This window comes from Klebsiella sp. CN_Kp088 (genome assembly GCF_040064335.1).
Taxonomy (GTDB): Bacteria; Pseudomonadota; Gammaproteobacteria; order Enterobacterales; family Enterobacteriaceae; genus Klebsiella; species Klebsiella aerogenes.
In genome coordinates this window covers 35,543-47,561 of the sequence record NZ_JBEAIQ010000022.1, presented here as the reverse complement: position 1 = coordinate 47,561, position 12,019 = coordinate 35,543, and the positions used below count along the sequence as shown (strand labels likewise).

The following is a 12,019-nucleotide window of genomic DNA, read 5'->3' as shown; positions in this document are numbered from 1 at the left end:
ATTAAACCAGAAACCCGTTAATTTTGCCCGAGCGCTCGTATCGGGCATTTTTTTACCCGAAGGAATATGAATAATGAGCATGTTCAGATTGAAATCCATCCTGCTTATCGCGACCCTGAGCGCCAGCAGCGCCGCCTTCGCTTCCGTTAATCTTCACGGTGAAGCCGGTTCAGAATTCACCAACTTATCAGCCAGCTTTAACCCGCAGGCTCCCGGAATGACCTTTAACGGTAACTGGGCGCATAGCGATAACGATGGCGATACGGTGGGATTGGGCATGGGTTATAACTTTGATCTCGGTCCGTTCCTGCTGACGGCTGGCGGTAAAGCGGTATATCTGAATCCGAACGATGGCGATGAAGGCTATGCGATTGCCCTCGGCGGCGGCGCTCAACTACCGCTTGGCGATTTCTTTACCTTGTTCGGTGAGGCTTATTATTCCCCGGATTCCATGTCCAGCGGCGTTGATGAATATCTCGAAGCCAATGCCGGCTTACGCGTCAATATCATCAAATCCATGAGCATCGAAGCGGGCTATCGCTATATCGATATGGCGGGGAAACATGACCACCGCGATAACGTTCTGGCGGATGGCGCCTATGCGGGTTTCAATTTCCGTTTCTAAGCGCGGCAAACGGGATTGCCTGTCGGCAATCCCTCTTTTTATGCAAGAGATGGTATGGTTTTCAGCAGTTTATTAATTTCCTGCAAGCCCGCAATATTGTTCTCTTTACGGTAGACGTCGTTCATCGAAGCCATTTGCTCAAGTTTGGTTAACGCCCCGTAAACCTGATACGCCTCGCTATCTTTATCAAAGACATCCCGTTTATCTACATCCTGTAAATAGTTGCTTTTGAGCGACTGGCTTAACTTGCTGATAAGCAGGCTGTTATCCTGAAAATAGTTAACGACCGTTGATGATTCCGGCGCGGCCGCGGAATTATTTATAACCGGCACCTGCAGGGTATTCAACGTGTCTACTGTTTCTGGCGACGAATGACTGCTGCATCCGGCCAGGCCCAATACACCGGCAATGATAACTACTTTTAAAGTACGCATGGCGTCACTGAACCTCGTCAAAATTGATGAGGGCGACTTTAGCGATTTCTCGGGGATCAAAACCAGCGGAGTGTTGTTTATAAATAAACAACGCATAGAGGGAACAAAAACAAAAAAAGACGCTTTTCAGCGTCTTTTCTCTGGAATATTGGTACCGAGGATGGGACTCGAACCCACAAGCCCGTTAGGGCACTACCACCTCAAGGTAGCGTGTCTACCAATTCCACCACCTCGGTACAGAATACTTAGTGCGGGATATCGCTGGCCGGCTGAGCCGGTGCGGTTGGCTGAGTCTGCTCAGACTTCGGCGCACTCAGATTATCCCACTCGCTTCCTTTATTGGTCTTGTTGCTGTTGATATTACCCAGCGCCAGACTGATGATGAAGAACAGCGCGGCCAGGATGCCGGTCATACGGGTCATGAAGTTACCAGAACCGCTAGAACCAAACAACGTGCCGGAAGCGCCTGCTCCGAAGGAGGCTCCCATGTCAGCGCCTTTACCTTGCTGCAGCATGATCAGGCCAACAAGGGCAATCGCTACAATAAGGAAAATTACTAAAAGAGCTTCGTACATAATCAACCTGTTCCTTGCGGATTCGCCGCATACCAAGTGCTTCACCAATAAAGCGGGACGTTTTAATATTTCCCACTGAAGCGGGTGTGAATACTAACCAAAGCGAATAACCTTCGCAAGGGCAATTTTGGCGTATTGTATCAACTGCGGAAAAAAACAGCAAAAAGCGTTTTTATATGCTTAAAAAGGCAGCAAGAGCCGCCTTTTTAATCACTTAGCTGCGATAGTTATACGCTTTTAACCGCATCGGCGATACGGTGGGCAAATTCCTTCACCTGCGCTTCATGCTCGCCTTCAACCATCACGCGGATCAGCGGTTCAGTACCGGATTTACGCAGCAGCACGCGTCCACGGTTCCCCAGCGCAGCTTCGACTTCGGCAGTCACCGCTTTCACGCTTTCATGCTCCAGCGGATTGCCGCTGCCTTCGGTAAAGCGCACGTTGACCAGAATCTGCGGGAACATTTTCATTCCGCTGCACAGATCGTGCAGGCTCATATGATTGCGCACCATCGCCGCCACGACCTGCAGGCTGGCGACAATGCCATCGCCGGTGGTGGTTTTGTCCAGCAGAATCACATGGCCGGAGTTTTCCGCGCCAATGCGCCAGCCTTTTTCCTGCAGTTTTTCCAGCACGTAACGGTCACCCACTTTCGCGCGGGTAAACGGAATGCCAAGCTGCTTCAGCGCCAGCTCAAGCCCCATGTTGCTCATCAGCGTGCCGACTGCGCCGCCGCGCAGCTGGCCCTGGCGCAGGCCTTCACGGGCGATAATATAGAGGATCTGATCGCCATCGACTTTGTTGCCTTCATGGTCAACCATAATGACGCGATCGCCATCACCGTCATAGGCAATACCCAGATCGGCTTTTTCCGCCAGCACGCGAGCCTGCAGCGCGCGTACGTCGGTTGCGCCGACCTCTTCATTAATGTTCAGCCCATCAGGTTCACAGCCCATCGCGATAACCTGCGCGCCCAATTCGCGGAATACATTTGGCGCAATGTGGTAAGTCGCGCCGTGGGCGCAATCCACCACCACCTTCAGCGAGCCGAGGCTCAGCTCATTCGGGAAGGTGCCTTTGCAAAACTCAATATAACGGCCGGCGGCGTCGACGATACGGCTGGCTTTCCCAAGCTCAGCAGAATCAACGCAGGTCAGCTCTTTTTCCATCTCTGCTTCAATCGCTTCTTCGACGTCATCCGGAAGCTTAGTGCCTTCGATAGAGAAGAATTTAATACCGTTGTCATAGAAAGGGTTATGAGAGGCAGAGATGACGATTCCCGCTTCAGCGCGGAAGGCGCGGGTCAGATAGGCGATTGCCGGCGTCGGCATAGGGCCGGTAAACGAGGCGGACAACCCCGCAGCCGCCAGGCCAGCTTCCAGCGCGGATTCCAGCATATAGCCAGAAATTCGCGTGTCTTTGCCGATAATGATTTTACGTGAACCATGGCGCGCCAGCACTTTACCTGCCGCCCAACCCAGCTTCAGCACGAACTCAGGCGTAATAGGCGCGTCGCCAACGCGGCCACGAATACCATCGGTGCCAAAATATTTGCGGTTACTCATAACGTTTATTTTCCTTAGCGGCCAGGGTGGCTTCCACCACGCGCAGCGCTTCTACCGTTTCTTTGACATCATGGACGCGAATTATCTGCGCGCCCTGCATTGCAGCAATGACTGCGCAGGACAAGCTGCCGCTCAGCCGTTCCGACGGCCCCACGTTCAACAGCTGACCCACCATCGACTTACGCGACATCCCCACCAGCAGCGGGAGGCCAAAATGATGGAACCCCCCAAGTCGGGCAAGCAGTTCATAGTTATGGGAAAGATTTTTACCGAATCCGAATCCCGGGTCGAGCAACAATTTTTCTTTTGCGATCCCCGCCTGTTCGCAGCGCACAATGTGTTCAGCAAAAAAACGGTCAACCTCGGCAAAAACATCGTCGTACTTCGGCGCTTCCTGCATTGTTTTCGGCTGCCCCTGCATATGCATCAGGCACACCGGTAGCCCGGTTTGCGCGGCGGCCTGCAGGGCGCCGGGCTCGGTTAATGAGCGAATATCGTTAATGATATGCGCGCCAGCGCGCGCGGATTCGCGGATTACCTCGGCTTTCGAGGTATCAACCGAGATCCAGACTTCAAAACGCTGTGCAATCGCTTCTACCACCGGGATCACCCGCGCCAGCTCTTCCTCGACGCTGACATCCGCCGCCCCAGGACGGGTTGATTCACCACCGATATCAATAATAGTCGCCCCGGCGTTAATCATCAGATTGGCGTGCTTAACCGCCTCTATCAACGAATTATGACTGCCGCCATCGGAGAAGGAATCTGGCGTGACGTTAAGGATCCCCATCACATGCGGATGGGAGAGATCGAGCGTTGACCCCTGGGCGTGTAATTGCATGTTTTCTTTCCGCTATGGTTTTGTACAGTTGTAGTACGGACAGGGCTCGGCCCGCACCATCTTAGAGATTCTGGCGGTGACATCATTCAATTCCTCAACAGGATAATGAAGCCCCGGCGTTTAAATATTCAAAAAATGAATATTATCAGACAGACGGCGCATCCGCGCGTGTTGAAGCCGCCACCATCCCGAAAACATTTTACGCGATGGACGATAGCACGCCATCGTCATAGCTATGTTCCGAAAGAGGATCTCATAGCCAACCGCTGCAAACGGACGCATAAAAACAAAAGGGCCGCAGCGGATTAGGCTGCGGCCCTTATTAGTCAGAGCGCTTTAGCAAAGCGTGGAGACTTATTTGTCGCCCAGCTGTTCCGACATGGTATTGCCCGGGTTAGGCGTACGCGGCTCATCAACCGGACGCGGCGCCGTCGGGGTGCCATTGTTGCCTGAGTTGTTAGAAGAACCTGGTTCTTCCCAACCCGCCGGCGGACGAACATCGCGACGAGCCATCAGGTCGTCAATCTGCGGCGCATCGATGGTCTCATATTTCATGAGCGCATCTTTCATCGCGTGCAGAATATCCATGTTGTCGTTCAGCAGTTGGCGAGCACGACCGTAGTTACGCTCAATCAGTGATTTCACTTCCTGGTCGATAATACGCGCAGTTTCATCAGACATATGCTTCGCTTTCGCGACGCTACGGCCGAGGAACACTTCGCCCTCTTCTTCGGCATACAGCAGCGGGCCGAGTTTGTCGGAGAAGCCCCACTGGGTGACCATGTTACGCGCCAGGTTAGTCGCAACTTTAATATCGTTGGACGCGCCGGTAGAAACATGTTCAGCACCGTAGATAATCTCTTCCGCCAGACGGCCGCCGTACAGAGTGGAGATCTGACTTTCCAGTTTCTGACGGCTGGCGCTGATAGCATCGCCTTCCGGCAGGAAGAAGGTCACACCCAGCGCACGGCCGCGCGGGATAATCGTCACTTTGTGTACCGGATCGTGTTCCGGAACCAGACGACCGATAATCGCGTGGCCCGCTTCGTGGTACGCGGTCGATTCTTTCTGCGCTTCCGTCATCACCATGGAGCGACGTTCCGCACCCATCATGATTTTGTCTTTCGCTTTTTCGAACTCAACCATCGAGACGACGCGTTTGTTACCACGGGCAGCAAACAGGGCAGCTTCGTTCACCAGGTTCGCGAGGTCAGCACCGGAGAAGCCAGGAGTACCACGGGCAATGATTGCCGCATCGATATCCGGCGCCAGCGGTACGCGACGCATATGAACTTTCAGGATCTGCTCACGACCACGAACATCCGGCAGACCAACGACAACCTGACGGTCGAAGCGGCCTGGACGCAGCAATGCCGGGTCCAGAACGTCCGGACGGTTAGTCGCGGCGATAACGATGATACCTTCGTTACCTTCGAAACCATCCATCTCAACCAGCATCTGGTTCAGGGTCTGCTCACGCTCATCGTGACCGCCGCCAAGACCGGCGCCACGCTGGCGACCGACGGCGTCGATTTCATCGATAAAGATGATGCAAGGCGCTGCTTTCTTAGCTTGTTCGAACATGTCGCGTACACGAGACGCGCCGACACCGACGAACATTTCTACGAAGTCAGAACCGGAAATAGTAAAGAACGGCACTTTTGCTTCGCCGGCGATAGCTTTCGCCAGCAGCGTTTTACCGGTACCCGGAGGGCCGACCATCAGGACGCCTTTCGGGATTTTACCGCCCAGCTTCTGGAAACGGCTCGGTTCGCGCAGATATTCAACCAGCTCGCCCACTTCCTCTTTCGCTTCGTCGCAACCGGCAACGTCAGCAAAGGTGGTTTTGATCTGGTCTTCGGTCAGCATTCGGGCCTTGCTCTTGCCGAAGGACATCGCGCCCTTTCCGCCGCCGCCCTGCATCTGACGCATAAAGAATATCCAGACGCCGATCAGTAGCAGCATCGGGAACCAGGAAATGAAGATGGAAGCCAGCAGGCTCGGTTCTTCCGGCGGTTCGCCAACCACTTTGACGTTTTTAGTCAACAGGTTGTCGAGCAGCTTCGGATCGTTAACCGGAATGTAAGTCGTGTAACGGTTACTATCTTTCTTGGTAACGTTGATCTCACGTCCGTTGATACGCGCTTCGCGAACCTGGTCCTGATTGACCTCTTGCAGGAAGGTAGAATAATCCACCTTGCGGCCATTCGACTCGCTGGGCCCAAAGCTCTGGAATACTGACATCAGCACAACGGCAATGACCAGCCAGAGTATTAGGTTTTTCGCCATGTCACTCAAGGGATTAACCTCTTATTACAACTGTGTTAAAAACAGCGTCAGGATACTCTATATCCAGCGTCTTTCAAACTTTCGTTTGAAATCTACCGGTTATGGTTTACGCCCGGTCGCTACAATATACACTTCACGCGAACGAGCGCGGGAAGAGTCCGGCTTACGAACTTTGACCTTCGTAAACAGGGAGCGAATTTCTCTAAGATACTCATCGAAGCCTTCGCCCTGGAACACCTTCACTACAAAACTACCACCTGGCGCTAATACATCACGAGACATTTCAAGCGCCAGTTCTACCAGATACATGGCCCGGGGAATATCCACCGCCGGTGTTCCGCACATATTCGGCGCCATATCGGACATGACAACTTGTACTTTACTGTCGCCTACTCGCTCAAGTAACGCTTTCAGGACTAATTCATCACGAAAATCGCCCTGAAGGAAGTCCACACCGACGATTGGATCCATTGGTAAAAGATCGCAAGCGATGATGCGGCCGCTGTTTCCGATCTGCGTAACCGCGTACTGCGACCAGCCACCGGGAGCAGCGCCGAGATCGACTATCGTCATTCCCGGCTTAAAAATCTTGTCACTTTGCTGTATTTCATCAAGTTTAAACCAGGCACGGGAACGTAACCCCTTTTTCTGTGCCTGTTGAACATATTTATCGCTAAAGTGTTCCTGAAGCCAGCGGCTTGAGCTGGCAGAACGCTTTTTACCTGTCATTTAACATTCCCATTCGGGTTCATCGTACTTTACTGCGTAAAAATCGACGCGGTAGTTTGGCGATATATGGGAGATGGCGGTAGAATGACCCGTTTTCAATCCCAACGTAAGCAAAAAAATACGATGAATCTGAGTACTAAACAAAAACAGCACCTGAAAGGTCTGGCACATCCGCTCAAGCCGGTAGTTATGCTTGGCAATAATGGTTTGACCGAAGGGGTACTGGCCGAGATCGAACAAGCGTTAGGGCACCATGAGCTCATCAAGGTGAAGATCGCCTCAGAAGATCGCGAAACTAAAGCCTTGATCGTGGAAGCCATCGTGCGTGAAACCGGTGCCTGTAACGTACAGGTCATCGGTAAAACGCTGGTTCTGTACCGCCCAACGCCAGAGCGTAAAATCTCGCTGCCACGCTAAGAATATCCTGAATCCCGACACAACATTGTGGAAAACGAGGGATTTCTGTGGCCAGGCGAGCAAAATGCCATGCTCCTGACGTTGATAAAAGGCCGCTATGCGGCCTTTTTCCTTTCTTTACAATCTATAAACATCGTAGCGGGAAATACGCCTTACAGGTATTCAACCTTGATAATTTCGTATTCCACTTCACCACCCGGGGTACGGATAGTGACGACGTCATCCTGCTCTTTGCCGATCAGGCCGCGGGCGATCGGTGAATTCACAGAGATGAGATTCTGTTTAAAATCAGCTTCATCATCGCCCACGATGCGGTAAGTCTGCTCTTCGTCGTTATCCAGGTTCAGCACGCTGACCGTGGCGCCAAAAATCACGCGGCCATTATTCGGCATCTTAGTGATATCGATAACCTGCGCGTTCGACAGTTTTGCTTCGATATCCTTGATACGACCTTCGCAGAAGCCCTGCTGTTCGCGGGCCGCGTGGTATTCCGCGTTCTCTTTCAGATCGCCGTGCTCACGCGCTTCAGCGATAGCAGCAATAATTTCTGGACGACGTACGGACTTCAGGAAATCCAGTTCTTCGCGCAGTTTTTCTGCGCCACGTAAGGTCATCGGAATAGCTTGCATTTGTTATACCTCTTTATCATTCCTTCATGGAACGGACGGAGTCGTTCCGCCATCGGTCACGTCTTAGCCATGGCCGAAGCAAAAAGAAAACCGACCCGGGAAACACTCCCCAGGTCAGCAGCAATTTTCAATTTGATACGCATTTTACCCTGAAGTTCACTATGGGTCATCGTTTACTTTACAGGGTGATGCACCGTAGTATGACGGCTTGGTTTCAGGTTGTTAGCGCGAGATTATGCGATTTCCCAGATTTATCATCGGATTGACTGCCGGTATAGCGCTTAGCGCTCAGGCCGCGAATATTGACGAGTACATCAGCCAGCTTCCTGCCGGCGCGAACCTTGCCTTTATGGCGCAGAAGGTTGGCTCCCCGACGCCGGAGATAGACTTTCACAGCCAGCAGATGGCGCTGCCTGCCAGTACCCAGAAGGTGATCACCGCGCTGGCCGCGTTGCTGCAGTTGGGGCCGGATTTCCGCTTCACCACGACGCTGGAAACCAAAGGCTCCCTTGACGGCGGTGTGCTGAAAGGCGACCTGATTGCCCGCTTCGGCGGCGATCCGACGCTAAAGCGTCAGGATATCCGCAACATGGTAGCGTCGCTGAAAAAAGCCGGCGTGCAGCGTATTGAAGGCAATGTGCTTATCGATACCTCGGTTTTCGCCAGCCACGATAAGGCTCCCGGCTGGCCGTGGAACGATATGACGCAGTGCTTCAGCGCCCCGCCAGCGGCGGCGATCGTTGATCGCAACTGTTTCTCCGTCTCGCTCTATAGCGCACAGAAAGCGGGCGATTTGGCCTTCATCCGCGTGGCGTCTTACTATCCGGTCACCATGTTCAGCCAGGTGCGGACGCTGGCGCGCGGCTCCGCAGAAGCGCAGTACTGCGAGCTGGACGTTGTGCCGGGCGATCTCAACCGCTACACCCTCACCGGCTGCCTGCCGCAGCGCAGCGAGCCGCTGCCGCTGGCGTTCGCCATTCAGGATGGCGCAGGCTATGCAGGCGCGATCCTGAAAGCCGAGCTCGCCGATGCGGGGATCGCCTACAGCGGTACTCTTCTGCGCCAGACGCTGGCCAACGATCCGGGTACCGTGCTGGCGACGACTCAATCGGCGCCGTTGCACGATCTTCTGCGCATCATGTTGAAGAAATCCGACAACATGATTGCTGATACGGTGTTCCGTACTATCGGCCACGCGCGAATGGGCGTACCGGGAACCTGGCGCGCCGGCTCCGACGCGGTACGGCAAATCCTGCGCCAGCAGGCGGGTATTGACCTCGGTAACACGATTATCGCCGATGGCTCAGGCCTGTCCCGGCACAACCTGATCGCGCCGGCAACGATGATGCAGGTATTGCAGTACATCGCTCAGCACGACAATGAACTCAACTTTATCTCGATGTTGCCGCTTGCCGGGCACGATGGTTCGCTGCAGTATCGCGCCGGTCTTCATCAGGCGGGCGTTGACGGTAAGGTTTCGGCGAAGACCGGTTCGCTGCAGGGGGTATATAACCTGGCAGGTTTCATTACCACCGCCAGCGGCCAAAAGATGGCCTTCGTACAGTACCTCTCCGGCTATGCGGTGCCGCCGGGCGACCAGCGCAACCGCCGCATACCATTGGTGCGCTTCGAAAGTCGACTGTATAAAGATTTGTACCAGAACAACTAAAACAAAAGGGCCGCATTGGATGATGCGGCCCTTATTACTCAGGATTAACGTTTGTAGATGAATTCGACGCCTTCTTCGTCGTCTTCGTCCCAGTCGTCATCCCAGTCTTCGTCATCTTCTTCCAGTTCGGCTTCTTCAAGCTGCTGACGGTGATAGTCGTCCCACATGAACTCGACTTTCTCCGGCTTCTGCTCTTCTTCCGCCTGCACGATCGGGTTTTCGATGATAAAGGTCATCACGTCCCAGCACAGCTCTTTAACGCCCTGCTGGCTGGCCGCAGAGATCAGGTAGAACTTATCTTCCCAACCCAGCGCTTCGGCGATGGCCTTCGCTTTGGCTTCAGCCTCCGCTTTGCCCATCAGGTCAATCTTGTTGAAGACCAACCAGCGCGGTTTAGAGGCCAGCTTCTCGCTGTATTTCTCCAGTTCGCCGATGATAATGCGCGCATTCTCAACCGGATCGGAACCGTCGATAGGCTCGATGTCGATAAGGTGCAGCAGCACGCGGCAGCGCTCGAGGTGCTTAAGGAAGCGAATACCAAGGCCAGCGCCTTCCGCCGCGCCTTCAATCAGCCCCGGAATATCGGCGACCACAAAGCTCTTCTCGTTATCCATACGCACCACGCCCAGGCTCGGCACCAGAGTGGTAAATGGATAGTCGGCCACTTTCGGCTTCGCCGCGGAGACCGCGCGAATGAAGGTGGATTTACCGGCATTCGGCATCCCCAGCATCCCCACGTCGGCCAGCAGCATCAGTTCGAGCTGCAGATCCCGCTTATCGCCCGGCGTACCCATGGTTTTCTGACGCGGGGTACGGTTAACGGATGATTTGAAGCGCGTGTTGCCAAGACCGTGCCATCCGCCTTTCGCGACCATTAAACGCTGACCGTGCTTGGTCATATCGCCCATGGTCTCGCCGGTTCCCTGGTCGATGACGCGGGTCCCTACAGGCACTTTCACCGTGACATCTTTACCGCGTTTACCGGTGCAGTCGCGGCTCTGACCGTTTTGTCCGCGTTCTGCGCGGAAAGATTTTTCGAATCGATAGTCGATCAGGGTGTTGAGGTTCTCGTCAGCTTCCAGCCAAACGTCACCGCCGTCACCGCCATCGCCGCCGTCCGGGCCGCCTCGCGGAATATATTTTTCGCGGCGGAAGCTAACGCAACCATTGCCGCCGTCACCTGCTACGACCAGGATCGTTGCTTCATCTACAAACTTCATTTTACTCTCCGTAAATCATTCGCCTGAGCGGGGCAGCGGTACAACCGCTTCTCGCTTGCGCCAGCGTCCCCAAAGACGATGGCCAATGGCGGAATACATCGCGCCCGCAACCACGACAAACGCACCGAGATAACCAATCAGGTTTAACATCGGTCTGGCGAAAACATCGGGCCAGGCCATTGATAATAAATCAGAAAACAGTAGCGTAAACAGTGGCGTTAAGGTAATTAACGCGCTGACCTGCGCCGCCTGCCAGCGCGCCATGGCTTCCGCCAGCGCCCCGTAGCCGACCAGGGTATTCAGCCCGCAAAAAATCAGGCAAGCCAGTTGCCAGTCGCTCAGTTGGGATATTACCCCCGGTTTAGCGAGTGGCAGTAATGCGATAGTACATAAAGTGTACAGCAAAAATAGTATCTGCTGTGATGCCAGGCGCCGCAATAACACCTTTTGCGCGACCCCGTAGCTTACCCACACCGTTGCCGCTGCGACACCAAAAATTACCCCCCACGTGTAGTCCGTGAGACGGGTAAAGATTTCAATCAGGCTGGTGTTGAAAAACATCACCAGCCCGCTGAGCAACATCAGCGCCCCTACAACCTGGGTACCGCGCATGCGCTCTTTCAGAATCACAACGCTTGCCACCATCATGCCGACCGGCGATAGCTGGCCGATGACCTGGGAGGCCGTTGGACTGAGATATTGCAGGGAAGAGCTGAACAGAATGAAGTTACCGAACAGACCGCCGGTAGCAATCGCTAATAAAACCAACCAGCGCGGCTTGCGAAAAATTCGCAGCGGCGGCAGTTTGCCTTTGATGGCGAGGATCGCGCCAAGACCAATACTGGCCATCAAAAAGCGATAAAAGACCACCGTTGGCGGCTCCATCACTTCAAGAACCTGCTTCATTGCAATTGGCAGTGCTCCCCAACACATCGCGGTGGTTAGCGCCAAAAGAATGCCAATGCCGGCCTGCTGCTTCATGATGCCCGTTTTCCCTGCAGAAATTTTTTCCGGGATTCTAATGTA

The 12,019-nt window shown here is 54.0% G+C and carries 12 protein-coding genes and 1 tRNA gene; 3 read left to right on the top strand and 10 right to left on the bottom strand.

The window, feature by feature from the left end:
- The first annotated feature begins 73 nt into the window (after positions 1-73).
- The gene (locus ABLV08_RS12225; RefSeq protein WP_045389119.1) at positions 74-625 is read left to right on the top strand and encodes a YfaZ family outer membrane protein; all 552 of its coding nucleotides are present in this window, start codon (positions 74-76) and stop codon (positions 623-625) included.
- 38 nt (positions 626-663) lie between these two features.
- On the opposite strand, the gene ABLV08_RS12220 is transcribed toward ABLV08_RS12225, so the two are convergent.
- The 7 genes from ABLV08_RS12220 to rlmE all read right to left on the bottom strand — a co-directional run bounded on the left by ABLV08_RS12220 (position 664) and on the right by rlmE (position 7,058).
- Positions 664-1,059: a hypothetical protein gene (locus ABLV08_RS12220; RefSeq protein WP_015369518.1), complete on the bottom strand. Its 396-nt coding sequence runs from the start codon at positions 1,057-1,059 to the stop codon at positions 664-666.
- A gap of 149 nt (positions 1,060-1,208) precedes the next feature.
- Positions 1,209-1,295, bottom strand: a tRNA-Leu gene (locus ABLV08_RS12215).
- Positions 1,296-1,304: 9 nt separating this feature from the next.
- Positions 1,305-1,634, bottom strand: coding sequence for a preprotein translocase subunit SecG (secG, locus tag ABLV08_RS12210; protein ID WP_015369517.1), 330 nt, complete (start codon positions 1,632-1,634; stop codon positions 1,305-1,307).
- A 227-nt stretch (positions 1,635-1,861) separates the two neighbouring features.
- Positions 1,862-3,199, bottom strand: a complete 1,338-nt coding sequence (gene glmM / locus ABLV08_RS12205) for a phosphoglucosamine mutase (RefSeq protein ID WP_032712585.1) — start codon at positions 3,197-3,199, stop codon at positions 1,862-1,864.
- The gene (gene folP, locus ABLV08_RS12200; RefSeq protein ID WP_020077835.1) at positions 3,192-4,040 is read right to left on the bottom strand and encodes a dihydropteroate synthase; all 849 of its coding nucleotides are present in this window, start codon (positions 4,038-4,040) and stop codon (positions 3,192-3,194) included. Before folP ends, glmM begins: the two co-directional genes overlap by 8 nt.
- A 354-nt stretch (positions 4,041-4,394) precedes the next feature.
- Positions 4,395-6,329 (bottom strand): ATP-dependent zinc metalloprotease FtsH, encoded by a 1,935-nt coding sequence (ftsH, locus tag ABLV08_RS12195; RefSeq protein WP_015369514.1) that lies wholly within the window; start codon positions 6,327-6,329, stop codon positions 4,395-4,397.
- A gap of 99 nt (positions 6,330-6,428) precedes the next feature.
- A complete protein-coding gene (gene rlmE / locus ABLV08_RS12190) occupies positions 6,429-7,058 on the bottom strand; it encodes a 23S rRNA (uridine(2552)-2'-O)-methyltransferase RlmE (protein WP_008806638.1) in 630 nt (209 codons plus the stop codon).
- A gap of 123 nt (positions 7,059-7,181) precedes the next feature.
- On the opposite strand from rlmE, the gene yhbY reads away from it, so the two are divergent.
- Positions 7,182-7,475: a ribosome assembly RNA-binding protein YhbY gene (gene yhbY / locus ABLV08_RS12185; RefSeq protein ID WP_002918374.1), complete on the top strand. Its 294-nt coding sequence runs from the start codon at positions 7,182-7,184 to the stop codon at positions 7,473-7,475.
- 152 nt (positions 7,476-7,627) lie between these two features.
- Here the strand turns inward: yhbY and greA are convergent, their stop codons facing one another.
- Positions 7,628-8,104 (bottom strand): transcription elongation factor GreA, encoded by a 477-nt coding sequence (gene greA, locus ABLV08_RS12180; protein ID WP_015369513.1) that lies wholly within the window; start codon positions 8,102-8,104, stop codon positions 7,628-7,630.
- Positions 8,105-8,339: 235 nt separating this feature from the next.
- On the opposite strand from greA, the gene dacB reads away from it, so the two are divergent.
- Positions 8,340-9,773 carry a serine-type D-Ala-D-Ala carboxypeptidase gene (gene dacB, locus ABLV08_RS12175; protein WP_047057090.1) on the top strand — a complete coding sequence of 478 codons (1,434 nt, stop codon included), beginning with the start codon at positions 8,340-8,342 and terminating at the stop codon, positions 9,771-9,773.
- A 44-nt stretch (positions 9,774-9,817) separates the two neighbouring features.
- On the opposite strand, the gene cgtA is transcribed toward dacB, so the two are convergent.
- Both cgtA and ABLV08_RS12165 read right to left on the bottom strand, forming a co-directional pair.
- Positions 9,818-10,993 carry an Obg family GTPase CgtA gene (gene cgtA / locus ABLV08_RS12170; protein ID WP_103825634.1) on the bottom strand — a complete coding sequence of 392 codons (1,176 nt, stop codon included), beginning with the start codon at positions 10,991-10,993 and terminating at the stop codon, positions 9,818-9,820.
- Positions 10,994-11,008: 15 nt separating this feature from the next.
- Positions 11,009-11,974, bottom strand: a complete 966-nt coding sequence (locus ABLV08_RS12165) for a DMT family transporter (RefSeq protein WP_015369509.1) — start codon at positions 11,972-11,974, stop codon at positions 11,009-11,011.
- Positions 11,975-12,019 lie beyond the last annotated feature (45 nt).